Genomic DNA, 25,877 nt, shown 5'->3' with positions numbered 1-25,877 from the left:
CAGCCGGGGCGGCCGCGCAGCCTCGGCCCGCGCCGGAGCGGCGCGCAGCTGCGGCGGGCGTGCGGCCCGAAGCGTCCAAGCGGCAGAGGCTCTATGTCAAGATTGCCGCCGCCCGCGAGCAAGGGGAGCTGCTGGAGCGGCTGCAAGAGTTGCTGGCCCGCCATGCAGGTCAACTGGAGACGGTGCTTTTCTATGCGCGCACGCAGCGCACGCTGGCGCTCAGCGACAAGTACAACGTCAAGCCGTCGCCGCGCCTGATCGGCGAAATCGAGGCTCTGCTCGGCGAGGGCTCCGCGGTCGTGCGCTGATCGGCTTTCAGCATCGGCTCGGCACGGGTGATGACACGGCGCCGAAATTTTAGGCACATTGCCCCTCTTCCCTGCATACATTTTAAGCAATGGCATGGATCAGGCGCACGCTTGTCAGGCGGTCATCGCTCGAAAGCCGCATGACGGTCGGGCAGTGCGCGGCACGCGGCGGTCAGCCGCAGGCAGGAGGAGAAGGCAGATGGAGCAGGAGCTGGAAAAATGGCTGCAGCGGCGGGGAGTCGCCGTCGATGAAGTAGCGCGGATCGTGTACGAGCTGCAACGTCCGTACAATCCCGATCTGACGCCGGCGCAATGCGCGGACAGCGTACGGCACGTCCTGGCCAAGCGAGAGGTGCAATATGTGCTGTATACCGGCATCGCGCTCGACGAGCTGGCCGAGAAGCGGCTGCTCCCCGAGCCGCTGCAGGCGGTGATGGAGGCGGACGAATCGCTCTATGGCGTCGACGAGACGCTGGCGCTAGGCATCACGCACGTCTACGGCATGATCGGCCTGACGAGCTTTGGCTATTTGGACAAGGTCAAGCCGGGAATCATCGGGCTGCTCAACAACAAGAAAGGGCGGATTCACGTTTTCCTCGACGATCTGGTCGCCGGCTTGGCAGCGGCCGCATCGGCCCGTATCGCCCATCAGGATCCGCGAGCGCTCCGCTACTGCGCGCCGGATCCGGCCGTCGAATAGCGATGCGGAGGCCGGGCGGCGGACTTGTGCCGCCGCCCGCGGGCAAATGCGGATGGACGGGCCATGCCCGCGCCGATTTGTTGCGGTGAAAAGACGAGTTATGATATCATTATTGCATTATGCGGCCCAGTCGAGACGTGTTTAGGGGGTACCTCTCATGTGGACGGTTATTTATATCGCTCCTACCCAGCGCATTGCGGAGACGATCAACCAACGCCTGACCGAGGAAGGGTTCCTCGTCCAGGTCCGTCCGATCAATCATTCCAAGCAGCAATTCGAGATATTGGTTCCTTCCGGAGAGCTGGAAGAAGTGCAGGAAGTGCTGAATTCCATCCTTCACGCATGACCAATCCCCCGGTTGCGGGCCGGCAGTCCGGTCCGGTACGGCGCAGCGCCGCATCGATGCGATGCGGCACAGGCTCCGGTTCGCCGCCCGCAATACTTTAGCTCCCCTAAGAGGTGTCACAACATGTTCAAAGATTTGTTTCATAAGAAAAAGTACGCCACGGTACCGTCCGAAAGCACGCGGCGGGACATCCCGGAAGGGCTGATGAACAAGTGTCCGAAGTGCGGCACGATTCACTATAGCAAGGAACTCGAGAAAAACCTGAAGGTATGCTCGTCGTGCGCCTATCACTTCCGACTGAGCGCGCCGGAGCGCCTGCAGATGACCGTCGACGAAGGCAGCTTCGTCGAATACGACGCCGAGCTCGTATCCGAAGACCCGCTCGAATTTCCCGGCTATGCGGGCAAGCTGGAGCAGCAGGCCCAAAAATCCGGGCTTCGCGAGGCGGTCGTGACCGGCGAAGGCACGATCGGCGGCTACCCGGCCGTGCTGGCGGTCATGAGCTTCAACTATTTTACCGGCAGCATGGGCTCGGCGGTCGGCGAGAAAATAACGCGCGCAATCGAGCAAGCAATGGCCAAAAAGCTGCCGCTGCTTATTTTTTCGACTTCCAGCGGTGCGCGCATGCAAGAGAGCATCCTCTCGCTCATGCAGATGGCGAAGACCAGCGCAGCGCTGGCCAAATTTCAAGGCGATGGCGGGCTATACATTTCGGTGCTGACCGATCCGACCTTCGGCGGGGTGTCCGCGAGCTTTGCCATGCTGGGCGACTACAATCTGGCCGAGCCGGGCGCGCTCGTCGGGTTCGCCGGCCGCATCGTCATCGAGCAGACGATCCGGCAAAAGCTGCCGGACAACTTCCAGACGGCGGAATTCAACCTGCAGCACGGTCAGCTCGACAAGGTGATCGCGCGCAAGGAGCTGAAGCCGACCTTGGTCAAGCTGCTGGATATGCATACGGTGAAGGGGGGCGCAACCCATGGCGGGTGAGCTGGAATTTGAAAAGCCGCTGGCTGAGCTACGCAAAAAGATCGACGAGCTCAAACGGTTCGGCCAGGAGAAGGGCATAGACTTCAGCGATGAGATATCCCGGCTGGAGCTCAAATACAAGCAGATGCAGGACGAGCTGTACGAGGAGCTGCGTCCGGCGCAGCGCATGCATCTGGCGCGGCACCAGCAGCGGCCGACGTCGCTTGATTTCATTCAGAGCATCTTCACCGACTTCATCGAGCTTCACGGCGATCGCCTGTTCGCCGACGATCTGGCCATTGTGGGCGGATTGGCCAAGCTCGGAGATACCCCGGTCACCGTGATCGGCCACCAGCGCGGCAAGGATACGAAAGACAACATTGCCCGTTTTTTCGGCAGCCCCCATCCGGAGGGCTTCCGCAAGGCGCTGCGTCTGATGCAGCAAGCGAACAAGTTCGGCCGTCCGATCGTGACGTTCATCGATACGAAGGGCGCCTATCCCGGCAATACGGCCGAGGAGCGGGGCCAATCCGAAGCCATCGCCCGCAATTTACGCGAGATGGCCACTTTTGGCGTGCCGATCGTCTGCATCGTGATCGGCGAAGGCGGCAGCGGCGGCGCGCTCGCGCTGGGCGTCGGCAACCGTGTGCTGATGCTGGAGAACGCCATCTATTCGGTCATCTCGCCCAACGGCGCGGCCTCGATTCTGTGGAAGGACGCCTCCAAGGCCGATCAGGCCGCCGAAGCGATGCGCATCACCGCCAAGGACCTGCTGGAATTCGGCGTCATCGAGGAGATCATCCCCGAACCGCAGGGCGGCGCCCACCGGGACCTGCCGCAGCAGGCGGAAGCGATTCGCGCGGCGCTGCTGCGGCATTTGGAGGAGCTCGCGGCGCTGTCGCCCGAGGCGCTGCTGGAGGACCGGTATCGCAAGTTTCGCAAGATCGGCGTTTTCTCAGAGTCGGCCGGCGCCCACGATCCGGTCGCGTCGGCGCCGCTTTGAGATTTTGCGAACCCCCTGTACAAGCGTTCTGTTATCGTGTACTTTTAGTTGAGACCAAGACTAGCGCTCAGCATAAACGGAGGAAATGAAACCATGCGTAAAACAAAGATTGTCTGTACGATCGGCCCGGCAAGCGAATCATTGGAAAACACGAAAAAACTGATTATGGCGGGCATGAACGTCGCCCGGCTCAATTTCTCGCACGGCGACTTCGAGGAGCACGGCGCTCGGATCAAGCACATTCGCGAGGCGAGCGAGGAGCTCGGCAAAACCGTGGCGATCCTGCTCGACACGAAGGGTCCGGAAATTCGCCTCGGCAAGCTGAAGGAGGAGCCGATCGAGCTCGAGCAGGACGAGCTGATCGTGCTGACGACCGCGGACGTGCTCGGCGACCGCAGCCGCATCCCGGTCACGTACGCGGATCTGCCGAAGGACGTGAACGTCGGCTCGACGATCCTGATCGACGACGGCCTGATCGGCCTCACGGTCGAGGAGGTGCAAGGCACCGAGATCAAGTGTCGCATCGTCAACGCCGGCCAGATCAAAAGCAAAAAGGGCGTAAACGTGCCCGGCGTGGCGATCTCGCTGCCCGGCATTACGGAAAAGGACGCCGGCGACATCGTGTTCGGCATTGAGCAAGGGCTCGATTTTATCGCGGCTTCGTTCGTGCGCAAGGCGAGCGACGTGCTCGAAATTCGCGAGCTGCTGGAGCGCCACAACGCTTCGCATATTCAAATCATCTCCAAAATTGAAAATCGCCAGGGCGTCGACAACCTGGACGAGATTCTCGAGGTGTCGGACGGCCTGATGGTCGCACGCGGCGATCTCGGCGTCGAGATTCCGGCCGAGGAAGTGCCGCTCGTGCAAAAGGAAATGATCCGCAAGTGCAACATCGCCGGCAAGCCGGTCATCACGGCGACGCAAATGCTCGATTCGATGCAGCGCAATCCGCGCCCGACGCGCGCCGAGGCGAGCGACGTGGCCAATGCGATCTTCGACGGCACGGACGCGATCATGCTCTCCGGCGAGACGGCGGCCGGACGCTACCCGGTTGACTCGGTGCTGACGATGTCCCGGATCGCCGAGCGCGCCGAGGCGGCGCTGGAGTATCGCGAGCTGTTCGAGAAGCAGGCCAGCGCGCAGCGCAACACGGTGACCGAGGCGATCAGCCAATCGGTCGCGGGCGCCGCGCTCGACCTCGAGGTGAAGGCGATCGTGACCTGTACGGAGAGCGGCTTCACGGCCCGCATGGTCTCCAAGTATCGTCCGAACGCGCCGATCATCGCGGTGACGCCGGTCAAGGAAGTCATGAACCGCCTGGCGCTGACATGGGGCGTCATTCCGGTGCACGGCACGGCTGCGCAGACGACGGACGAGCTGTTCGACATTGCCGTCCAGGGCGGAATCGATTCCGGCCATGTGCAGCTGGGCGACACGATCGTCATCACGGCGGGCGTGCCGGTAGGCCGCTCGGGCTCGACGAACTTGATCAAAATCCAGCATGTCGGCGAATTGCTGGCAAAAGGACAAGGCATCGGCTCGCAAAGCACGACCGGCAAGGTCGTCATCGCCCGCTCGGCGGAGGAAGCGATCCAAAAAACGGAGCAGGGCTCGATTCTCGTCACCGTCGGCACGGATCGCGAATACATGCCTGCGATCGAGAAGGCGGCCGCGCTGATCACCGCCCAGGGCGGCATCACGAGCCATGCCGCTGTCGTTGGTCTGAATCTCGGCATCCCGGTCGTGCTCGGCGTGAGCGACGCGCTGGAGCTGCTTCACGACGGCATGGAGATCACGGTGCACGCCGAGATGGGCGTCATCTATTCCGGCCAGGCCAAAGTGCTGTAACGACCGCAAGGATGGATCACATACAGAAGCGATGGCGATTGGTGCCATCGCTTCTGCCGTATCTGCGGGTAAACTTTCTAATTTCTATATCCGGCTAGAAGAAGGAGGGGGCGTTCGTTGAACGGAGGGTGGCATATGTACCCGCTGCGGGTACGGTACCAGGAGACCGACCAGATGGCGGTGGTCTTCCATGCAAACTACGTGACCTGGTTCGAAGTCGGGCGCACGGAGCTGATCCGCCATGCCGGCTACCGGTATGCGGACATCGAGCAGGCGGGCCTGCTGTTGCCGGTGACGGAGCTCCACTGCCGCTTCGGCCGTCCTGCCCGCTACGATGATCCGGTCATGATCTGTACGCGTCTAGCCGCTGTCAGTGCAGTGCGGATCGCGTTCGAATCCCAGATCCGCACCCGGGCGCAGGAAGACGATGCACCGCGCTGGTGGGCGGGCGAGGAGCCGCCCGGCGAGCTGCTGGTCGAGGGCGGGACGCGACACGTCTGGGTGAATCGGGATTGGCGGCCGATGCGGCTCGATCGGGCGCAGCCCGAGCTGCATGCTGCGATTATGGGTCTGTATGGCGGCGATGCGCGAACAGGCGGAAGGGAGGAAGGACTATGAGACGCTGGCTGCTGGTGCTGGCAATCGTCCTGCCGGTAATTGAGATCTGGGGCATCGTCCGGATCGGCGCATGGCTGGGCGGCTGGACGGCGCTGCTGCTCGTGCTCCTGACGGCTGCGCTCGGCGCCTATATGATGCGGCGCGAGGGGCTGCGCGTGCTCGCCTCCGCGCGCGCCGAAATGGAGCAGGGCCGCATGCCGGGGCTGGCGCTGCTGGACGGGGTGTGCGTGCTGGCGGGCGGGGCGCTGCTCTTGCTGCCCGGCTTCCTGACCGATCTGCTCGGGCTTGTCCTGCTGCTGCCGCCGACCCGCGCTTACTGCAGGGGGCTGCTCCTGGGCTGGCTGGAAGCGCGCCTGCGCAGCGGTCAGATCACGATCCGCAGGCGTTAACGCCTTCTTTACAAACGGTTAATATGGGACAAACAATCCACCGGCATAATGGAACGTACAGGGGAGGCGCTGCCAAGTATGACGAAAGAAATTTCCCGCTACGTTAACCGTGATTTAAGCTGGATTGCATTCAACCGCCGCGTGCTGGAGGAGGCCCAGGACCCGGCTACGCCGCTTCTGGAGCGCGCCAAGTTTTTGGCGATTGTATCCAGCAATCTGGATGAATTCATGAGCGTGAGAGTGGCGGGCATTCAAGATCAGATCAAGGCCGGCTACATAAAAAAGGATTTCAGCGGCTATACGCCGGCCGGCTTGTGGAAGCGGCTGCTGCGCCGCGCCAATCAGATGGTGGCGGAGCAGTACCGGACCTACCGGGAAGTGGCGCGGGGTCTGGCCAAGGAGGGCATTTCGTTCAGACGCATCGGCGATCTCAGCGATACGCAGCAGTCGGCGATGGAAATTTATTTTCGCGAGATTGTATTTCCCGTGCTGACGCCGATGGCCGTCGACCAGAGCCGGCCGTTTCCGCTCGTGCACACGCACGAGTTGTATTTGTCCGTGCTGCTGCAGGCCGATGAGGAGCAGACGGGAGCCGGGGCCGAAGAAGAAGAACCTTATTTTGCGCTCGTGCAGGTGCCCTCTATCCTGCCTCGCTTCATCCAGGTGCCGGGGCGGCCGAACAGCAAAAAGACGGAGTTCGTCTTGCTCGAGGACCTGATTGAAAAATACATCAACACGTTATTCAACGGATACACGCCGGTTGCAGTCGACGCCTTCCGCATCACCCGCAACGCCGATCTGACGCTCGACGAGGAAGGGGCGGAGGATCTGCTGGAGGAGATCGAGAAGGAGCTGCGCCGCCGGCGCTGGGGGATGCCGGTCCGGATGGAGATCGATCGCCGGATGCATCCGTTCGCCCTGCAGATGCTGCGCGAGGAGCTGGAGATCGACGACAATATCGTGCGGATCGACGGGCCGCTCGACCTCGGCTTCCTGATGAAGTTCGGCGGGGCGATCGCCGGCCGCAACGATCTACGGGACGCGCGCATCGACCCCGTCTACCCGCCGGAGCTGGACGGCGCGCAGAGCGTGTTCGACGTGCTGCGTCAGGAGGATCTGCTGGTCTATCATCCGTACGAATCGTTCGAGGCGGTCAATGACTTCGTCCTGCAAGCGGCCGAGGACGAGCATGTGCTGGCGATCAAGATGACGATGTACCGCATGAGCGGCGATTCGCTCATCGTGCAGGCGCTGGAGCGCGCCGCCGAATCGGGCAAGCAGGTGACGGTCGTCGTGGAGCTCAAGGCCCGCTTCGACGAGGAGCGCAACATTGCCTGGGCGCGCAAGCTGGAGAAGGCCGGATGCCACGTCGTCTACGGCCTGGTCGGCCTCAAGACGCACGCCAAGATCCTGCTCGTCGTGCGCCGCGAGGCGGGCGCGCTCAAGCGCTACGTGCATGTCGGCACCGGCAACTACAACGACAGCACCGCGAAGCTGTACACCGATGTCGGACTGTTCACGTCGCATCCGGTGATCGGCGTCGACGCCTCGGCGCTGTTCAACGAGGTCACCGGCTATTCGGCGCCGCATGACTGGAAGGCATTCGCAGTAGCGCCCACGGATATGAAGGATACGCTCTTCCGACTGATTGACCGCGAGGCCGCGCACGCCCGCGAGGGCCGGCAGGCGCGCATCATCGCCAAGATGAATTCGCTCTCGCACCAGGATATGATCGACAAGCTGTACGAGGCGTCCCAGGCCGGCGTGAAGATCGAACTGATCGTGCGCGGCGTCTGCTGCCTGCGGCCGGGCGTGCCCGGGCTGAGCGACAATATTCGTGTCATCAGCATCGTCGATCGCTTCCTCGAGCATTCGCGCATCGTCTATCTTGCCAACGACGGCGACGAGGAGGTCTATCTGGCGAGCGCCGACTGGATGACGCGCAACCTGACGCGCCGCATCGAGCTGATGTGTCCGGTATTCGACGTCCGGCTGCGCAAGGTGCTGATCAATATGCTGCGGCTCAATCTGAGCGACAATGTCAAGGCGCGCGAGCTGCTGCCGAGCGGCGACTATCAGCGCGTGACAAACGACCTCACGCCGCTGCGCAGCCAATTCGAGGCGAAGGACATCTCCAAGTGGCGGACGCTGCTGTAATCAAGCCTCCAGCAGGCGCGGCGTCAGATTCCAGGCCTTGTGCACGTCGTCGGCGACATCGTCGACCTCCAGTCGCTCTACCTCGAGCGGCCCGGAGGCCATGAGCACTTGCAGGTCGAGCTTGTCGCCTTGGGGCAGGCAGCGGAATTGGCGCAGCGCCTGGGTCTCGCTGCGGTCGAGCGCGACCGCGAGCAGCAGCAGCGCGCCGAGCCGCGCGATCAGCTCCATATCGCCGGCTTGCAGCAGGGCCTTGTATTCGGCGAGCTGCTTGCGGGCTTTGCCCTTGTTGCGATAGGAGGCGATCGCAGCGGTCATTAGAATCTCGCGGTGGGACAAGCCGTTGAGATGCGAATTGACAATCAGGTAGAACGAATGCGGCGCGTAATTGTAGTAGTCGATGCTCGCGCCGATCCGATGCAGCCGCGAGGCGGCATCCAGCAGAATGCGGGCGCGTGCCGGCAGCTCCGCCAGCGGCGCGAGCGCGTCGAAGAGCGACAGGGCGTGCTGGCTCACCCGCTCGACGTGATGCTGCGGGGCCTCCGGATGAAGCGCCGCCAGATTGTCCACACTGTAAGCGAGTACATCGTCCAGCAGCGGCTGCTGCGGATAGCGACAGGTGTAGATCAGGCCGTCGCGCAGACCGGCCCCGCAGATGACATAGCCGGAGGCGCCGATTGCCCGGTACACGGTTCGGAGCACGGCAAGGCCGGGCACGATCAGATCAACGCGGCCCTTGGACAGGCCGGGCGTTTTTTTGCGCTTGTCCAGCGGCTGGCCGCGCAGCTCCTCGAAGCGAGCATCGACCTGCTCCGCTTTTAGCGGATAATTGTGCGTCTGCTGGAACGGATAATCGACGCTCGCCTGCTCGACCTTGCCCAGCGCGCGGGCCGTGCCGCCGACCGCCACAAGCGGCAGGCCGCGGCTGCCCTCGGTCCAGGGATGCGCCTGCAGCGCCTCGGCGACGTGACGCTGCAAGGCCGACAGTCCTTCCCCATCGAGCATGCCTTTGTCCGTATAGCGCCGGGCCATGTTGACGCAGCCGAACGGAAACGAAACGGAGTCGACCAGCTCACGCTCGCGGAAGAGCGACAGCTCCGTGCTCCCGCCGCCGATGTCGATGAGGAAGCCGTCGGTCAGGTCCATGCTGTTGATCATGCCGAGGAAGCCGAGCCGGGCCTCCTGCTCGCCGGAGAGCAGCTCGATGCGAAGGCCGGTCTCCGCCTCGATGCGTTGCAAAATATCGCGCCGGTTGGACGCGTTGCGGATGGCCGCGGTCGCGACCGCGCGGATCAGATCGGTATGCTGGTGCGCGCACAGCAGCTTGAAATGCCGGAGCGTCTCCGCCAGGGCGGCGACGGCCGGCTCGGCCAGGCGTCCCTGGTCGTCGATCTGCTCGCTGAGGCGGGCCTGGCGCTTGCTGCCTTCGATGACCCGGTTGGCGCCGTGCGGGGTACGCTCGTAGACGACCAGGCGCACGGAATTGGAGCCGATGTCGATGATGCCGATACGTGTTATGCTCATGCGTTCGTTCCTCCATCTTAAAGTTTCATTAGTGTATCACAATGCGCCGAAAAATTCGCCTGCGGCGTTCCGACTTGCCGCCTGCTGCCGCATCCGGCAGCGCCTTGTTTGCCGATCGGAAATAATTCTTATTGACCCGATAAATCATTTTTATATGGCTTGTTGTTTCCTTCACCGGGCAAATCCTTTATTATTAAAAGGACGCACTTGAAATGAAACGACGGAGCTTCCCGATAAGAGGAGTCGATTCTTTCGCAGAAGGAGAGAAAAACATGACAGCAACCAAAGGTCTGGAAGGCATTGTCGCCACGACATCTTCCATCAGTTCGATTATCGACGGCGTGCTGACGTACCGCGGCATCAATATCGACGAGCTCGCCGAGCATGCTACGTTCGAAGAGGTCGCGTATCTGCTCTGGTACGGCAAGCTGCCTACCCAATCCGAGCTCGACGGGCTGCTCGGACGGCTCGATGCGTATGCGGCTGTGCCCGATCCGGTCATCAAGCAGATCAAGCTGTATCCGAAGGATACCAACTCGATGGCCGCGCTGCGGACAGCCGTATCCAGCCTTGCGCTGTACGATACCGAAGCGAACGATATGTCCACCGAGGCGAACCTGAATAAAGCGATCAAGCTGCAGGCGCAGCTGTCGACGATTGTTGCCGCTTTCGCCCGCATTCGCGAAGGCAAGGAGCCGATTGCGCCGAAGAAGGGCGTCTCGATCGCGCACAATTTCCTGTATATGCTCAATGGACAAGACCCGGAGGAAGTCGCGGTCAAGGCGCTCGATCAAGCGCTGGTGCTGCATGCCGACCATGAGCTGAACGCGTCCACCTTTGCCGCCCGGGTGACGGTAGCGACGCTGTCGGATATCTATTCCGGAGTGACGTCCGCTATCGGCGCGCTCAAAGGGCCGCTGCATGGCGGCGCTAACGAGGCCGTCATGGTGATGCTCGAGGAGATCGGATCGGCGGATAATGTCGAGTCCGTCATCACCGACAAGCTGGCGAATAAAGAAAAGATCATGGGCTTCGGTCACCGCGTATACAAAAACGGCGACCCCCGCGCCAAGCATCTGCAGCGCATGTCGCAAGAGCTCGGCAAGCTGACGGGCAATCTGAATCTCTATGAGATGTCCATCAAGATTGAAGAGCTGGTCACCGGCCAGAAAGGGCTGAAGCCGAACGTCGACTTCTATTCCGCCTCGGTCTACACGACGCTGGGGATTCCGCGCGACCTGTTCACGCCGATCTTTGCGATCAGCCGCCTGTCCGGCTGGACGGCCCATATCCTGGAGCAATACGAGAACAATCGCCTGATTCGTCCGCGTGCCGAGTACACGGGACCGGTCAGCCAGAGCTACGTACCGATCGAGGAGCGCTAAGCGCGCTCTTCGTGCCGTCATTCATCCATAGACCGATCTATAGACTGACCGATTCATTTATTTCAAGGAGGAAATAACAGACATGGCTAATTTCGAAAAGTATGCTCTGCCGACCGAGGGCGAGAAAATTACGATTGACAACGGCAACCTGCAGGTGCCCGACCAGCCGATCATCCCGTTCATCGAGGGCGACGGTACGGGCCGCGACATCTGGCGCGCGTCCAAGCGCGTGCTGGACGCAGCGGTTGAAAAAGCCTACAGCGGCCAGAAAAAAATCGCATGGTACGAAGTATTTGCCGGCGAAAAAGCCTATAATAAATTTGGCGAATGGCTGCCGGCGGACACGCTGACGGCGATTCGCGAATATTCCGTAGCGATCAAAGGCCCGCTGACGACGCCGATCGGCGGCGGCATCCGTTCGCTTAACGTCGCGCTGCGCCAGGAGCTCGACCTGTACGTCTGCCTGCGTCCGGTCCGCTACTTTGACGGCGTGCCTTCGCCGGTCAAGCGTCCGGAGCTGGTCAACATGGTCATCTTCCGCGAGAACACCGAGGATATCTATGCCGGCATCGAGTATCAGGAAGGCTCGGACGAAGTGAAGAAGGTCATCGAATTCCTGCAAAATGAAATGGGCGTCAAAAAGATCCGCTTCCCGGAAACGTCCGGCATCGGCATCAAGCCCGTCTCCGCCGAGGGCTCGAAGCGTCTGGCGCGCGCCGCAATCGAATACGCGATTGCCCACGGCCGCAAAACGGTGACGCTCGTGCATAAAGGCAACATCATGAAATTCACGGAGGGCGCGTTCAAAAACTGGGGCTACGAGGTAGCCGAGCAGGAATTCGCCGACCAGACCTTCACGTGGGGCCAATACGACCGCATCAAGGAAGAGCAAGGCACGGATGCGGCCAACAAGGCGCAAAAAGAAGCCGAGGAAGCGGGCAAAATCATCGTCAAGGACGCCATCGCCGACATCGCGCTGCAGCAAGTGCTGACACGTCCGGCCGACTTTGACGTAATCGCGACGCTGAATCTGAACGGCGACTACCTGTCCGACGCGCTGGCTGCCCAAGTAGGCGGCATCGGCATCGCGCCTGGCGCGAACATCAACTACCAGACGGGTCACGCGATCTTCGAAGCGACGCATGGCACGGCGCCGAAATATGCCGACAAGGACGTCGTCAATCCGGGCTCGGTCATCCTCTCCGGCGTTATGCTGCTGGAGCATCTGGGCTGGCAGGAAGCGGCGGATCTGATCTACAAGGGCATGGCGCAATCGATCAACAACAAGACCGTCACCTACGACTTTGCGCGCCTGATGGAAGGCGCCACCGAAGTCAAGTGCTCGGTATTCGCGGACGAAGTCATCAACAATATGTAAGCTTGCAGCGCAGCGGCACGATACCGATAGTGGGAGGTGCATGTCCAGCATGACCATCAAGCGTAAAAAGATTACGGTCGTCGGCGCCGGCTTCACCGGCGCGACGACGGCCTTCATGCTCGCGCAGCAGGAACTCGGCGATGTGGTGCTCGTCGACATCCCGCAGCTGGAGAGTCCGACCAAGGGCAAGGCGCTCGATATGATGGAATCGATGCCGGTGCAGGGCGCGGACGCGAACATCGTCGGCACCGCCAGCTACGACGACACGCGCGGCTCCGACGTCGTCATCATTACGGCCGGCATCGCCCGCAAGCCGGGCATGAGTCGGGACGATCTCGTCAATACAAACGCCAGCATCGTCAAGTCGGTCTGCGAGCAGGTCAAGCAGACGAGCCCGGACGCGTACGTGATTTTGCTGAGCAATCCGGTGGATGCGATGACCTATGTCGCCTATGAGACGCTCGGCTTTCCCAAGCATCGCGTCATCGGCCAGTCCGGGGTGCTCGACACGGCCCGGTATTGCACCTTTATTGCCGAGGAGCTGAACGTGTCCGTCGAGGACGTGCGCGGCTTCGTGCTGGGCGGACACGGCGACGACATGGTGCCGCTCGTGCGCTATTCCAATGTCGGCGGCATCCCGATCGACAAGCTGATCGCCCGGGATCGCATCGAGGCGATCGTGCAGCGTACGCGCACCGGGGGCGGCGAGATCGTCGGTCTGCTGGGCAACGGCAGCGCCTATTACGCGCCGGCCGCTTCGCTCGTGCAGATGACCGAGGCGATTCTCAAGGACAAGAAGCGCATCTTGCCGGTCATCGCGCTCCTGGAAGGCGAATACGGTTATCACAATCTATTCATGGGCGTGCCGGCGATTCTAGGCGGCGGCGGCATCGAGCGGGTCTTCGAGCTCGAGCTGACCGAGTCGGAGCGCACGGCGCTGGACAAGTCTGCGGAATCGGTGCGAAGCGTCATTCAAGTCATCACGGGTTGAATTGGCGTCCAGGCCGCTCCTGTAATGCCCAACTATGCGAGACCCTGACCATTGGTGCCAGGGTCTTCGTGCGTTTATAATCAGACGCTGGCTATGCAAAGGAGGCAGTATGCTGGAAAAAGCAAAGGACCTGCTCAAACGGGTCTACGGGTACGACGAATTTCGCAAGGGACAGGCCGAAATTATCGAAGGCTTGCTGGAAGGCCGGGATACGCTGGCGATTCTGCCGACCGGCGGGGGCAAGTCGATCTGTTATCAAATCCCTTCGATGCTGCTCGGGGGAACGACGCTGGTCGTCTCGCCGCTCATCTCGCTCATGAAGGATCAGGTCGACGCGCTCAATCGGCTTGGCGTGCCGGCGGCTTTTCTCAACAGCACGCTGGGCGCTGCGGAATACCGCGAGGTGCTGCGCGGCGCGTCGGATGGACGCTATAAGATGCTCTACGTCGCGCCGGAGCGGCTCGACGCGCCGATGTTCGACTCCCTGATGTCGCAGATGCAGATCCCGCTGATCGCGATCGACGAGGCGCACTGCGTCTCGCAGTGGGGCCACGACTTCCGGCCGAGCTACCGGCAGCTTGCGGCCTGGATCGGCCGTCTGCCGGACCGTCCGACTGTAGCCGGCTTCACCGCCACGGCGACGCCGGAGGTGGCCGACGACATCTCCGCGATGCTGGCGCTGCGCGAGCCCAATCGCTTCGTCAGCGGCTTTGCGCGCAGCAATCTGGCGCTCTCGGTCGTCGCGGGCGCGGACAAGAAGCGCTTCCTGCGCCAATACGTGGCGGAGCGTCCCGAGCAATCGGGGATTGTGTATGCCGCGACGCGCAAGGAGGTCGAGCAGGTATGCGCCGATCTGCAGGCGCAGGGCGTGGAGGCGGTCAAATATCACGGCGGGCTGAGCGACACCGAGCGGGCGCAGGCGCAGGAGCGCTTTCGCTTCGACGAGGCGCGGGTCATCGTCGCCACCAATGCGTTCGGGATGGGCATCGACAAGCCGAATGTGCGCTACGTGATCCACTGGCAGATGCCCGGCGACGTGGAATCGTACTACCAGGAGGCGGGCCGGGCCGGGCGCGACGGGGACGACAGCGAGTGCGTGCTGCTCTTCGCACCGCAGGATATCCAGGTGCAGCGCTTCCTGATCGAGCAGGGCACGGGCGAGGAAGACCGCAAGGCGATTCAGCTCGGCAAGCTCTACAAAATGATGAATTACGGCCGCACCGAGCGATGTCTGCAGCAATTCATCGTCGAATACTTCGGCGAAGCCGATGTGCAGCCCTGCGGCAAGTGCAGCAGCTGTCTGGACGACACGGAAGCGATCGATATGACGGCGGATGCGCAGAAGGCGCTCTCCTGCGTCGGCCGCATGAAGGGCCGCTTCGGTGTGGCGCTGGTCGCGAAGGTGCTCAAGGGCTCCCGCGAGAAGCGCATCGTGCAATTCGGGCTGGACAGCCTCTCGACCTACGCCTTGCTGCGCGACTGGAGCGAGAAGGACATCGCCGACTGGTTGTACTGGCTGGTGGCCGAGGGGTATCTGAAGGTGAGCGAAGGCACCTATCCGACCGTCTCGCTGACGGCGGCCGCCCTGCCCGTGCTGGAGGGCAAGGAGGAGGTGCGGCAAAAGCGCAAGCCGATCCGGCGCCGTGCCGCGACGTCCGATACGTATCGGCATTCGCCGGTCTTCGAGGCGCTGCGGCAATGGCGCAAAACGGCGGCCGCGCGGGAAGGGGTGCCGCCGTTCATTCTGTTCTTTGACGCGACGCTGCGCGAGATGGCCGATCGGATGCCGCGCGATGCGGAAGAACTGCTCGGCGTCAAGGGCGTAGGCGCGGCCAAGGCGGACAAGTACGGCGCCGAACTGCTCGAGGTCATACGGGAGCATGCCGGAGCGGAGGCGAGCGGCGCTACGGACGCTGTCGGCGCCGGCGCCGCTCCTCAGACGGCTTCGGCTGTCTCCGGCGAGGAGCGGCCCAGCCACGAGGTGTCGACCGAGCTTTTTGCCTCCGGCATGGAAGTGGAGCAGATCGCCAGGGAGCGCGGCATGAGCCGTCCGACCATTGAGGGCCATATTGTCCGATGCGCGCAGGAGGGCTATCCGGTGGATTGGGCGCGCATTATTCCCCCCGAGCGGGAGGATCTGATCGTCGAGACGGTGCGGCGCATCGGGCTGGACAAGCTGCGGCCGATCAAGGACGAACTGCCCGAGGACGTGAGCTATTTCGCCATACACGGCACGATTGCCCGGCACGGTTTGCGGGGCTAGTCCGCTTTGTGTTCAAGCGTAGCGTTTAGTATACTAGAGAATATCTAACCAAGTTGGAGGACTGATCATGAACGATTTTTTATTGTTTCTACACGTTATCGGCGCGGTCGGAATGGGCTTTTATATCGTTCTGCCGGCGCTGATCGGACGCGCCTCGCGGCTGGCCGGCACGGGGCAGCAGGGACTGGCCGACGGGCTGGCGAGCGGCAATCGGCTGGCGCAATATTTTCTGGTGCTGCAGTTCCTGACGGGCGGCTATCTGATCTCCCAGAAGGACTACACGGTGCTCTGGATGGTGCTGATCATCGTCTTGTTCCTGGCGATCGCAGCCGTGGCGGGAATCATGACGAAGCCGATCAAGCGGATCTCGTCCTCCATCGAGTCGGGTCAGAGTGCGAGCGCGGATATTCGCAAGGCGCAGACGATGAGCGTCATCGTGCTGGTGCTGTATCTGGTCATTCTGTATCTGATGAAGTATCCGATGTTCAAAGACATTGCGTAATGCGTGGCAAGGGGGATGTGTAGATGGATAGGCAATCACCGGACCTGGTCACCTTCGGCGAGACGATGGCGCTGTTCATGCCGGCGAACGCGCGCAGCCTGGACCAAATGGGCACCGTCGTGCAAGGCTTCGGCGGGGCCGAGAGCAACGTCGCGATCGGCGTAGCCCGGCTGGGCGGATCGGTCGGCTGGTTCGGGGCGCTCGGGCGCGATCCGTTCGGCACGATGATCTACAAGACGCTGCGCGGCGAAGGCGTCGACGTCTCGCGCGCGCGACTCGTCGAAGGCGAGGAGACCGGCGTCATGTTCCGCGAGCAGGTGGCGGGACGATTGGCGGTGCATTACCGCCGCAAGCACTCCGCCGCGAGCCGCATGGGGCCGGAGGAGCTGGACGCCGATTATATCCGCGGGGCGAAGCTGCTGCATGTGACCGGCATCACGGCAGCGCTAGGCGAGCGCGCGCTGGAGGCGGTGCGTCAGGCGGTGGCGATCGCCAAGGCAGCCGGCGTCAAGGTCGTGCTCGATCCGAATCTGCGGCTCAAGCTGTGGAGCGCGGAGGAGGCGGCGCGGGTGCTGCTGCCGCTGGCGGAGCAGGCGGATTATTTCATGCCCGGCTGGGACGAGCTGCAGCTGTTGTACGGCACCGAGGACTTTGACGAGGCGGCGGCCCGGCTCGGCCGGCTGCAGGCGGTCTCGGTCGTCAAGGGTGTCGGCGAGCGCACGGTGATCGTGGAGGGCGAACGGCGCAGCGAGGTGCCGTTCTATCCGGCCGAGCGCATCGTGGATACGGTCGGAGCCGGCGACGGCTTTTGCGCTGGCTTCCTCGCCGGCGTGCTGCGCGGCATGTCGGCGGTCGAGGCGGTGCGGCTCGCGAGCGTGTGCGGCTCGCTGGTCATCCAGTCGCACGGCGACTGGGAGGCGCTGCCCGATTGGCAGACGGCCAGCAGCCGGCTGAGCGGCCAGGCTGCCGTGGAGCGCTAGCGTGGCCGGCGCACAGCTGTCCAAGGGACAGCGGCGGCGCAGCGAGCTGATGACGCTGCTCAAGCAGCAGGGGCGCATCACGATCGGCGAGATCGTGGAGCGCTTCGGCTGCTCGGAGGCGACCGCGCGGCGCGATCTCGAGGCGATGGAGAAGACCGAGACGCTCATCCGCACGATCGGCGGCGCCATGTACGACGGCATGAACACGGCGCGCGACCTGCCCTTCGACGAGAAGACCGGACTGTCCTATCTGGAGAAGGAGCGCATCGCGGCCAGTGCGGCATCGCTCGTCGAGGAGGGCGATGTGGTCGGCCTCTCCGGCGGGACGACCAACTACCTGATCGCCAAGCTGCTCAAAGCGCGCAAGGGCATCACGGTGGTCACCAATGCGGTCAATATCGCGCTGGAGCTGGCCGGCAGCGACATCCAGGTCGTCGTCACCGGCGGCATCATGCGGCACAACAGCTACGAGCTGTGCGGCCCGCTCGGCGAGGCGATGGTCGGTCACCTGCACATCGGCAAAATGTTCATCGGCATCGACGGCATCTCCGCCGCCGGCGGCATCACCACGTATTCCGAGCAGGAAGCGCATATCGCCAAGGTGCTGATCGCGCGCTCTCGTCATACGTATGCTGTCTTCGACCACACGAAGGTCGGGCGAACCTCGCTGTTCTCGATTGCCCCTCTGCGCGAGCTGCACGGGCTTGTAACCGACGCAGCGCTGCCGGAGGAGCTGTCCGGCGCAGCGGCGAGCGCGGGCATCGAGGTACAGCTTGCACTGGCGGAGCGCTAGCCCGCCGGAGCAGAGCAGGGAGCAAATAGACGCAAAACAAGGGCAGTACGACAGGCCATCCATCATTCGATGACTTGTCGTACTGCCCTTTTCGTCTACGCGGTCTGCTGCGCTCAGCCTTCCGTGACGGACCGGCCGCCGACCCACGTCCGCCGCACCTCAAGCTCGGGGCTCGCCCAGACGAGGTCGGCGCGCTTGCCGACCGCGATGCTGCCCGTATGTCCGTCGATGCCGAGGCGACGCGCCGGGTTGCCGCTGGCCATCCGGCTCGCGTCCGGCAGCGATACGCCCACGACGCGATGCATGTAGCGAATCGCACCGATCATCGTCAGCGTGCTGCCGGCCAGGTTGCCGCCCTGAGTCAGGCGAGCCTCGCCTGAGCGGACGGTGACGTCCAATCCGCCGAGCGCGTACTGGCCGTCGCCGAGGCCGGCCGCCGACATCGCATCGGTGATCAGCACGAGCTGCTCGGGCGGCTTGACGCGGGCGAGCAGGGCGATCACAGCCGGATGGACGTGCAGCCCGTCCGCGATCAGCTCGGCGCAGATCGCATCGGTCGTCAACACGGCACCGGCCGTGCCGGGCTGCCGGTGATGCAGCGGCGTCATGGCGTTGAAGGTATGGACCGCCTGGCTGAGCCCGTGCCGGACGGCCTCGACGATCGTGTCGTAGTCGGCGTCGGTGTGACCGGCGGCGGCGATGATACCCGCCTCGTGCAGCGCGGCGACGAACGGCAGCGCGCCCTCGGCCTCCGGTGCCAGCGTCACCTGACGGATCAAGTCCGGCCATTGCCGCTGCCATTGTGCGAGCCATTGCGGCCGGGGCGGCGAGATATGGGCCGGATTCTGGGCGCCGGGCCAGCGCGGACTGATGAACGGTCCTTCGAGATGGACGCCCAGCAGCTGCGCGTAAGGCATCTCCGCCTCGCGGTAACGGGCGGCGCAGTCCAGGACGGCTTCGATGTCCGCTTGCGGGGCCGTCATCGTCGTCGCCAGCATGCCGGTCGTGCCGTGTCCGGCATGATAGCGGGTGATGGTGTCGTACGCTTGGGGCGTCGCATCCATGAAGTCGGCGCCGTGGCCGCCGTGCACATGCATATCGATGAAGCCGGGCAGCAGATAGCCGCCCTCGCCGTCGATGACGACGTCGGCTGCGTCGGCGAAGGCGGCAACCTCCGGCGTGCCGACGTGCTCGTGAATGGCGGCGATGACGCCGTCTTGGACAGTCAGCGCGCCGAGCGAGATGATGCATTCTTCTGCGACAAGGTTCAGGTTATGAATATGCCAGGTACGGGGATGAGAGGTCATGGTCTTGCAGCTCCTTTCCGGCTGCGCGATCGAGCAGCACCGTCACGGCGGCATGCGTCTGCAGCAGCGAGGCGGGGCAGGACGTCGTAATCGGCCCCGTCAGCGCCTCTCGCACGATGGCGGCCTTGTCCGCGCCGCGTACGACGAGCAGGATCGACTTGGCGCGCAAGATCGAGCCGATACCCATCGTAATGGCGCGCTGCGGCACATCCGCCGACCGCTCAAAAAAACGCGCGTTGGCTTGTAAGGTCTCCTCTTGCAATTGTACGACATGGGTGCCGCTTCGCAAAGCCTGGGCAGGCTCGTTGAAGCCGATATGGCCGTTGTGCCCGATGCCGAGCAGTTGAAGGTCGACCGGGGCAGCGGCGAGCATCCGGTCGTACTGCCGGCATTCGGCTTCCAGATCGTCGGCCATGCCGTCGGGCAGATGGACCTGTTCGCGCGCGATGTCGATATGGTCAAAAAAGCGGGTGTTCATATAATAAGCATAGCTCTGGTCGTGCTCCGGCGGCAAGCCGACATATTCGTCCAGGTTGAAGGTCGTGGCGTGCTTGAAGGATACCGCTCCGCTCTTGAATTGGTGCAGCAGCGCCTGGTAGATGCCGGTCGGCGTCGAACCGGTAGCGAGCCCCAGCACCGGCTGAGCTGTACCGCGGACGGTATCGATGATCAGCGACGCAGCCGCTTGATCGAGCTCATGCTGATGATCAAAAATATGAATGTTCATTGCGTGTCGCTCTCCCTTCCCATTGCGGGTCTTTTCTTCATTATACGCTCTTTTTGATTGGTTAACAATTTAATTTGAATTTTTCGATCACAAAAAAGAAATTAAAAATCATTTTTGCATTTTTGAATGATAGCTCCTATACTTTTTTTATAGTTTGGCGGGAGGGAATGTATGGTGGGGGAATGGTTTGAAAAAAGCTTTGGCTGCGATTATCCGGTCATTTATCGGCATCGGGACTGGGAGGCGGCGGCGCAGGAGGTCGAAGCGATGGCGAGCTGGCTGCGCCTGCGCGCCGGCGCGGCGGTGCTGGACGTCGGCTGCGGGATGGGCCGGCACGCGCTGGCGCTCGCTGCGGCAGGCTATCGCGTCACCGGGGTGGATCTGTCGGAGGAGCTGCTGAACGAAGCCAGAAAGCACGATTCAGAAAAAGCGGTTGCATGGATGCGCGGCGACATGCGCGCGCTGCCTTTGCCGGCGGCGAGTATGGAGGCGACAGTCAATTTTTTTACGTCCTTCGGTTATTTCGAGCCCGAGACGGACAATGCCCATGTGCTGCGCGAGCTGAAACGGGTGCTAAGGCCGCAAGGACGATGCCTGATCGATTTTTTGAATCCGGGCGACGTCGCTTCGCGGCTCGTGCCCTATTCGGAGCGCGTCGACGCGCTGACCGGCTGGACGATTCGGGAGCACCGCCGCATCGAGGACGGCTGGGTGAAGAAGGAGATTGCGCTCGAGCGGCCCGGCGCGCCTGTCCGGCATTATTCGGAGCGGGTGCGGCTCTATGATCTGGACTGGTTCGAGCAGGCCATGGCGGGGGCGGGGCTCGTGCTAGACGAGGTGCGCGGCGATTATGACGGGCGCGTCTACGATCCCGCTACCTCGCGAAGAATGATCCTGATCGGCACGGTGCGCGGATGACGCGGCACGCGCAGACGATGGAGGCGATCGAACTGGGCAGCGGCTGGCTGCAGGTCAAGGTGCCGCTGCCGATGACGCTGCGCTGGGTGAACAGCTATCTGATTCCGTATGCAGGCAGCTATACCTTGGTCGACCCGGGCCTGCACACGGAGCAGGCGGAGCGGGAGTGGGAGGCGCTGCTGGCCAGGCACGGCATCGGCTATGGCGCGATCCGGCAGATCGTGCTGACGCATCAGCATCCCGATCACTACGGCCTGGCAGGCTGGTTCCAGCAGCGCTGCGGGGCGCCGGTAAGGATGTCGCGCCGCGCCCATCGCTATGCCCGGCGGCTGTGGCGTTCGGACAGCGGATTTGCGGCGGAGCTGCGGGCGCTGTTCGGCTTGCACGGCATGCCGGAAGAGGAGCTGGCCGCGATTGAACGGCATCTGGCGAGCTTCTTGCCGCTCGTCGAGCCGCAGCCGCAGGTCACGTATGTCGAGGCCGGCGAGGAGCTGCTGATCGGCGGCCTCCTCTGGCAGGCGATCGATACGCCCGGTCATGCCGACGGCCATCTGTGCCTGTACGAGCCCCAGGGCCGGCGCATGCTGTGCGGCGATCAGGTGCTGCCCCAGATTACGCCGAATATCAGCCTTGTGCCTGGCGAGCCGGACGATCCGCTGCAGGCGTTCCTGGCGAGTCTGGAGCGGCTGCTGCAATACCCCGTCGCCATGGCCTTCCCGGGACATCGCGACCCGTTTCCGGACTTTGCGACTCGCATCCTCGAGCTGCAGGCGCATCATCGCCGCCGTCTGGACCGGCTCGCGCAGTGGCTGACGACACCGGCGACGGGCTATGCGCTGTGTATGCGTCTATTCGGTGAACGGGCGACAGACAGCGCGCACAACTTGCGGTTCGCGATGGCCGAGACGCTGGCCCACTTGCAGCGTCTCGTCTATGACGGTCGAGCCGTGCTCAGACGAGGCGACGACGGGGTGCTGCGCTACGTCGGCGTCTGAGCGCGTCTAGTTGCTCGCTGGCCCGCTAAGGCTCTGGGACTTCGAAAATCGGGGCAACGGTTCGAAGGGGAGAGCTGAGCTCCCGGCGCGCGGGGGGGCCGCGGCGGCAGGACGACGGTCTCGGACGATCATTCGGCCAGTCCGGCTGTCAGCTTCCCGCTGTCAGCTTCCCTCCGGAGGCTGCCTGATTACGGGCTTTCCGTTGCGGAAGCTCTGATCGGCGGCTTTATGCGGCCATCCCTATGGTTGGCAGATTTACGCTGCAAGCGCAGCTTGCTGCAGGTTCACACTGTGAGCGCAACTGTTCACACTGCGAGCACAGTGCAGCCTGCTCTAACGGACGTGGGAGCCGCTTAGTGGGGATAAGGGGCCAGAAATGTACCGGTCTGAGCAGCGGTCGAATTAGCGGCCTGATGTGCCGGAATGCTAGTCCAGCGGCGGATCGGTCACGCCTTCCCGCTCGGCCTGCTTGCGGTGCGCGATGCGGCTGCTCGCCGACGCGGCGATGGCGCCGACGATGTCGTCGAGGAAGGTATGGATCGGTTTGTCCGCTTTTTCATTAAGCTTTTTCAGAATACCGGGCTTGAGCTTGTCGACATAGCCGAAGTTGGTCAGCCCGATGCTGCCGTATACGTTGACGATGGACAAGGCCAGTATCTCGTCGCAGCCGTAAAGGCCTTCGTCGTGCTTGATCATATCCTGCAGCGGCGGCAGCAGCTTGCCTTCTTCCGCCAGGATATCGAGCTGGATGCCGGTCAGCACTGCATTTTGCACCTCGCGCTTGGAGAGGACGGCGTCGACGTTCTCCTCGCATTCCTCGATGGTGAGCTCCGGGAAGTAATCCTTCTGCAGGAACAGCGCCAGATGCGCGATCTCGCGCTTGGTCACGCCCCGCTGCTGAAGCCATTGCTCGGTCGCTTGAGCGACCTTCTGACTGTTGAGACTGTACGCACTCGGGTTGGACATGGAATATGCACCTCTCCTGCTTCGTAGATAGTCGGACAAATCCTGGTCTAAATTACGGACGGGCTCGTATACATAGTACTACAAAACCGAAGCTGTACCAAATGGGTACGATTCGACAGGGAGGTACATGACATGATCCATGCAGCACGGGTTCGCAAGGCGGCGATCGCCGCAATGATGGCAGCAACACTGACGGCTGCGACAGGGTGCGGCGTATTCGGGCAGCAGACGTCGCAGCAGATCGATCCGCCGAGGGCGCAGCCGCCGGGGATCGGCGGCGAGCTCGACCAGGAGACGGTAGCCGTGCCGGACAATGCGGCGCAGGTGACGCTCTATCTGAGCGACCGCAACGGCTATATCGCGCCGGTCACGCTGCTGGCGCCGAAGGAGCAGGGCGCAAGTCTCGAGCAAACGGCGCTGGAAATGCTCGTCCGCGACTCCGATTATACCTCGCAGCTGCCCGACGGCTTCGAGGCGGTGCTGCCGACCGGCACGGAGGTGAACAGCGTGACGGTCGATCCCGAGCGCGAGCTGGCGATTGTCGATCTGTCGGCGCTCTTTACCGGCTACAATGTGCAGGACGAGCGCCGCATCGTCGAATCGCTCACCTGGACCTTGACCGGATTCCCCGGAATTGAAGGTGTCGAGCTGTGGAGCGAGGGCGTGCAGCTGACGGAGATGCCGGTAGACGGCTTCCCGCTCGAGGAGCCGTTGTCGCGCGCCGTCGGCATCAACCTCGAACGGTCGCTCGGCGTGGACGTCAGCCGCTCGATGCCGGTCACGCTGTACTTCTCGGCGGTGTCGCCGCTGGATGAGCAGTACTATGTGCCGGTAACTCGGCTGGTCGAGCGCGCGGACGACGCGGCGCGCGCGGCTCTGGAGCAGCTGGTCGCCGGGCCGGCCCCGCTCACCCCGCTCAGCGGCGTGATGACGCCGGATGTCGAGGTCGCGGAGGTGACGCTGGAGAACGGCGTCGCGACAGTCAATCTCCAGGACGACGCGTATTCGCCGCAGCAGCCGATGCCGGCGGAGATGCTGCAGTCGGTCATCCTCTCGGTGTCGGATATGACGGGCGCGGAGCAGGTCATGATCCAGATCAACGGCCAATCGGACGTCCTGGATACGAATCAGCGCTCCTACAGCGAGCCGGTCGCCCGTCCCGAGGCGATCAACGCGCTCAAGTCGTAATCCCTCCCGTCCCGGCGCGCGTGGACGCGGCGTGATTTTTGCAAGGGACTCTGGTAGAATAATGGGGACCACTTGCAAAAATTCATGCTTAATGGGAGGCCATCAACGCAATGCGAACCGAAGGAAGACTGTCCAACCAGCTCAGACCCGTCAAGATGACGCTGGATACGAATAAATACGCGGAAGGGTCCGTATGGATCGAGATGGGCGATACGAGGGTGATCTGCACCGCCACCGTCGACGAGCGCGTCCCGCCCTTCTTGAAGGGGCAGGGCAAGGGCTGGATCAACGCCGAGTATGCGATGCTGCCGCGCGCCACGCATTCGCGCAATCCGCGCGAGTCGGTGCGCGGCAAGCTGACCGGCCGCACGATGGAAATTCAGCGCCTCATCGGGCGCGCGCTGCGCTCTGTCGTCGATCTGCAGGCGCTCGGCGAGCGCACGATCATGATCGATTGCGACGTCATCCAGGCCGACGGCGGCACGCGCACGACCTCGATCACCGGCGCCTTCGTGGCGATGGCGTTAGCCGTACATAAGCTTAGCCGCAACGTCAAATTTGCCCGCTATCCGATTACCGATTATCTCGCCTCGGTCAGCGTCGGCGTCCTGCAGGGCGACGTGCTGCTCGATCTGAACTACGAGGAAGATTCCAAGGCCAAGGTCGACATGAACGTCGTCATGACCGGGTCGGGGAAATTCGTCGAGGTGCAGGGCACCGGCGAGGACGCGCCGTTCAGCCGGGCGGAGCTCGGCAGCCTGCTGGAGCATGCGGAAGGCGGCATCGCGGCGCTGATCGAAGCGCAGAAGGAAGCGCTCGGCGCGGCGGGGACCCGGATCGGAGCGCAGCGGGCATGAGCCGGCCGGCGGACGTGATTGTCATCGCGACCGGCAACCGGGGCAAGGTCGCCGAGTTCGCCCATGCCTTCGGCGAGCTCGGCATCGGCGTGCGCAGTCTGATCGACTACCCTGGCCTGGAGCCCGCGGAAGAGACGGGCGATACCTTCGCCGCCAACGCGCTGCTCAAGGCGCAAGCGGTGGCGCGAGCGCTCGGCGTCCCGGCGCTGGCGGACGATTCGGGGCTATGCGTCGATGCGCTCGGCGGCGCTCCGGGCGTCTACTCGGCACGCTATGCCGGCGAGGGAGCCGGCGACAGTGCGAACAACGCCAAGCTGCTGGCGACGCTGGCGGAGGGAACGCAGTCGCACGAAGAGGCAGCCGCCTATGCGGCTGCCGGCGGTTACGCTCTTCCGGACGGGGTGCGCGCGCTCAGCCGGGCCCGCTTCGTATGCGCGCTCGCGCTGTACGATCCGGCTAGCGGCAAGGTGACGGCAGTCGAGGGCGCGGCGCCCGGCGTCATCCTCGACCGCCCGCTGGGCGACGGCGGCTTCGGCTACGATCCGCTGTTCTGGGTGCCGCAGCTGGGCTGCACGATGGCGCAGCTGACCAAGCCGCAAAAGCAGGCGATCAGCCACCGCGGCGCGGCGCTCGGGCGTCTGCTGCCGCTGCTGCGTGACTGACAGGCGGGCCGCAGCGGGCACTCCCGGGTGCTTGCGAACAGAGAGACTTGCCCTTGGCCTGCCGCTCGTCAGGCGCTTGGCACGACGAGCCTGCGCGAGGGCGGCA

Annotated in this window: 25 protein-coding genes; 21 read left to right on the top strand and 4 right to left on the bottom strand. The window is 63.2% G+C overall.

Translation table 11 applies throughout. The features are described from left to right. The 9 genes from IDH44_RS05730 to ppk1 all read left to right on the top strand — a co-directional run. A partial coding sequence (locus IDH44_RS05730; RefSeq protein WP_190915547.1) for a hypothetical protein occupies positions 1-308 on the top strand: 308 nt, incomplete at its 5' end. Positions 309-507: 199 nt separating this feature from the next. Then, positions 508-1,008, top strand: coding sequence for a phosphatidylglycerophosphatase A family protein (locus IDH44_RS05725; RefSeq protein WP_190915545.1), 501 nt, complete (start codon positions 508-510; stop codon positions 1,006-1,008). 157 nt (positions 1,009-1,165) lie between these two features. Next, positions 1,166-1,354 (top strand): glutamate decarboxylase, encoded by a 189-nt coding sequence (locus IDH44_RS05720; protein ID WP_190915543.1) that lies wholly within the window; start codon positions 1,166-1,168, stop codon positions 1,352-1,354. A gap of 123 nt (positions 1,355-1,477) precedes the next feature. Next, positions 1,478-2,344, top strand: coding sequence for an acetyl-CoA carboxylase, carboxyltransferase subunit beta (gene accD / locus IDH44_RS05715; protein WP_190915542.1), 867 nt, complete (start codon positions 1,478-1,480; stop codon positions 2,342-2,344). Then, a complete protein-coding gene (locus IDH44_RS05710; protein WP_190915540.1) occupies positions 2,334-3,326 on the top strand; it encodes an acetyl-CoA carboxylase carboxyltransferase subunit alpha in 993 nt (330 codons plus the stop codon). The genes accD and IDH44_RS05710 overlap by 11 nt, the downstream gene beginning before the upstream one ends. Positions 3,327-3,419: 93 nt before the next feature. Next, positions 3,420-5,174: a pyruvate kinase gene (gene pyk / locus IDH44_RS05705; protein ID WP_190915538.1), complete on the top strand. Its 1,755-nt coding sequence runs from the start codon at positions 3,420-3,422 to the stop codon at positions 5,172-5,174. 135 nt (positions 5,175-5,309) lie between these two features. Beyond that, positions 5,310-5,792, top strand: a complete 483-nt coding sequence (locus tag IDH44_RS05700) for an acyl-CoA thioesterase (protein ID WP_190915606.1) — start codon at positions 5,310-5,312, stop codon at positions 5,790-5,792. Next, entirely contained in the window at positions 5,789-6,181 is a 393-nt protein-coding gene (locus tag IDH44_RS05695) for an FxsA family protein (protein WP_190915536.1), read from the top strand. Before IDH44_RS05700 ends, IDH44_RS05695 begins: the two co-directional genes overlap by 4 nt. A gap of 78 nt (positions 6,182-6,259) precedes the next feature. Further along, positions 6,260-8,338, top strand: a complete 2,079-nt coding sequence (ppk1, locus tag IDH44_RS05690) for a polyphosphate kinase 1 (RefSeq protein WP_190915534.1) — start codon at positions 6,260-6,262, stop codon at positions 8,336-8,338. On the opposite strand, the gene IDH44_RS05685 is transcribed toward ppk1, so the two are convergent. Then, on the bottom strand, positions 8,339-9,859 hold the full coding sequence (locus IDH44_RS05685; protein ID WP_190915532.1) for a Ppx/GppA phosphatase family protein: 1,521 nt from the start codon (positions 9,857-9,859) through the stop codon (positions 8,339-8,341). Positions 9,860-10,131: 272 nt separating this feature from the next. On the opposite strand from IDH44_RS05685, the gene citZ reads away from it, so the two are divergent. From citZ to IDH44_RS05650, 7 genes are all read left to right on the top strand, one after another. Further along, on the top strand, positions 10,132-11,244 hold the full coding sequence (gene citZ, locus IDH44_RS05680) for a citrate synthase (RefSeq protein WP_190915530.1): 1,113 nt from the start codon (positions 10,132-10,134) through the stop codon (positions 11,242-11,244). Between the two features lie 82 nt (positions 11,245-11,326). After that, entirely contained in the window at positions 11,327-12,622 is a 1,296-nt protein-coding gene (gene icd, locus IDH44_RS05675) for an NADP-dependent isocitrate dehydrogenase (protein ID WP_190915528.1), read from the top strand. 49 nt (positions 12,623-12,671) lie between these two features. Continuing rightward, complete coding sequence (gene mdh, locus IDH44_RS05670; protein ID WP_190915525.1) at positions 12,672-13,613, top strand: malate dehydrogenase; 942 nt, start codon at positions 12,672-12,674, stop codon at positions 13,611-13,613. 109 nt (positions 13,614-13,722) lie between these two features. Then, entirely contained in the window at positions 13,723-15,876 is a 2,154-nt protein-coding gene (gene recQ / locus IDH44_RS05665; protein ID WP_190915523.1) for a DNA helicase RecQ, read from the top strand. Positions 15,877-15,943: 67 nt separating this feature from the next. Next, positions 15,944-16,378, top strand: a complete 435-nt coding sequence (locus IDH44_RS05660; RefSeq protein ID WP_190915521.1) for a hypothetical protein — start codon at positions 15,944-15,946, stop codon at positions 16,376-16,378. A 23-nt stretch (positions 16,379-16,401) separates the two neighbouring features. Beyond that, positions 16,402-17,358, top strand: coding sequence for a sugar kinase (locus IDH44_RS05655; RefSeq protein ID WP_190915519.1), 957 nt, complete (start codon positions 16,402-16,404; stop codon positions 17,356-17,358). Position 17,359: 1 nt separating this feature from the next. Beyond that, on the top strand, positions 17,360-18,151 hold the full coding sequence (locus tag IDH44_RS05650) for a DeoR/GlpR family DNA-binding transcription regulator (protein WP_317890121.1): 792 nt from the start codon (positions 17,360-17,362) through the stop codon (positions 18,149-18,151). Positions 18,152-18,264: 113 nt separating this feature from the next. On the opposite strand, the gene nagA is transcribed toward IDH44_RS05650, so the two are convergent. Next, positions 18,265-19,458 carry an N-acetylglucosamine-6-phosphate deacetylase gene (gene nagA / locus IDH44_RS05645; protein WP_190915517.1) on the bottom strand — a complete coding sequence of 398 codons (1,194 nt, stop codon included), beginning with the start codon at positions 19,456-19,458 and terminating at the stop codon, positions 18,265-18,267. After that, positions 19,424-20,185: a glucosamine-6-phosphate deaminase gene (gene nagB / locus IDH44_RS05640; RefSeq protein ID WP_190915515.1), complete on the bottom strand. Its 762-nt coding sequence runs from the start codon at positions 20,183-20,185 to the stop codon at positions 19,424-19,426. The genes nagA and nagB overlap by 35 nt, the downstream gene beginning before the upstream one ends. 171 nt (positions 20,186-20,356) lie before the next feature. Between nagB and IDH44_RS05635 the strand changes: the two genes are divergently transcribed. Beyond that, the gene (locus IDH44_RS05635; protein WP_223869387.1) at positions 20,357-21,103 is read left to right on the top strand and encodes a class I SAM-dependent methyltransferase; all 747 of its coding nucleotides are present in this window, start codon (positions 20,357-20,359) and stop codon (positions 21,101-21,103) included. Continuing rightward, positions 21,100-22,098 (top strand): MBL fold metallo-hydrolase, encoded by a 999-nt coding sequence (locus IDH44_RS05630; protein WP_223869386.1) that lies wholly within the window; start codon positions 21,100-21,102, stop codon positions 22,096-22,098. Before IDH44_RS05635 ends, IDH44_RS05630 begins: the two co-directional genes overlap by 4 nt. Positions 22,099-22,524: 426 nt before the next feature. Here the strand turns inward: IDH44_RS05630 and IDH44_RS05625 are convergent, their stop codons facing one another. Continuing rightward, entirely contained in the window at positions 22,525-23,064 is a 540-nt protein-coding gene (locus tag IDH44_RS05625; protein ID WP_190915513.1) for a phosphatidylglycerophosphatase A family protein, read from the bottom strand. Positions 23,065-23,196: 132 nt separating this feature from the next. On the opposite strand from IDH44_RS05625, the gene IDH44_RS05620 reads away from it, so the two are divergent. The 3 genes from IDH44_RS05620 to IDH44_RS05610 all read left to right on the top strand — a co-directional run bounded on the left by IDH44_RS05620 (position 23,197) and on the right by IDH44_RS05610 (position 25,771). Further along, on the top strand, positions 23,197-24,252 hold the full coding sequence (locus tag IDH44_RS05620; protein WP_190915511.1) for a GerMN domain-containing protein: 1,056 nt from the start codon (positions 23,197-23,199) through the stop codon (positions 24,250-24,252). 110 nt (positions 24,253-24,362) lie between these two features. Next, positions 24,363-25,109, top strand: a complete 747-nt coding sequence (rph, locus tag IDH44_RS05615; RefSeq protein WP_190915509.1) for a ribonuclease PH — start codon at positions 24,363-24,365, stop codon at positions 25,107-25,109. Then, the gene (locus tag IDH44_RS05610) at positions 25,106-25,771 is read left to right on the top strand and encodes a non-canonical purine NTP pyrophosphatase (protein WP_190915507.1); all 666 of its coding nucleotides are present in this window, start codon (positions 25,106-25,108) and stop codon (positions 25,769-25,771) included. The genes rph and IDH44_RS05610 overlap by 4 nt, the downstream gene beginning before the upstream one ends. The last annotated feature ends 106 nt before the right edge of the window (positions 25,772-25,877 follow it).

It is taken from the genome of Paenibacillus sabuli (assembly GCF_014705605.1).
Taxonomy (GTDB): Bacteria; Bacillota; Bacilli; order Paenibacillales; family Paenibacillaceae; genus Paenibacillus_D; species Paenibacillus_D sabuli.
The sequence above is the reverse complement of the archived record's forward strand: the minus strand, read 5'-3'. Positions and strand labels throughout refer to the sequence as shown.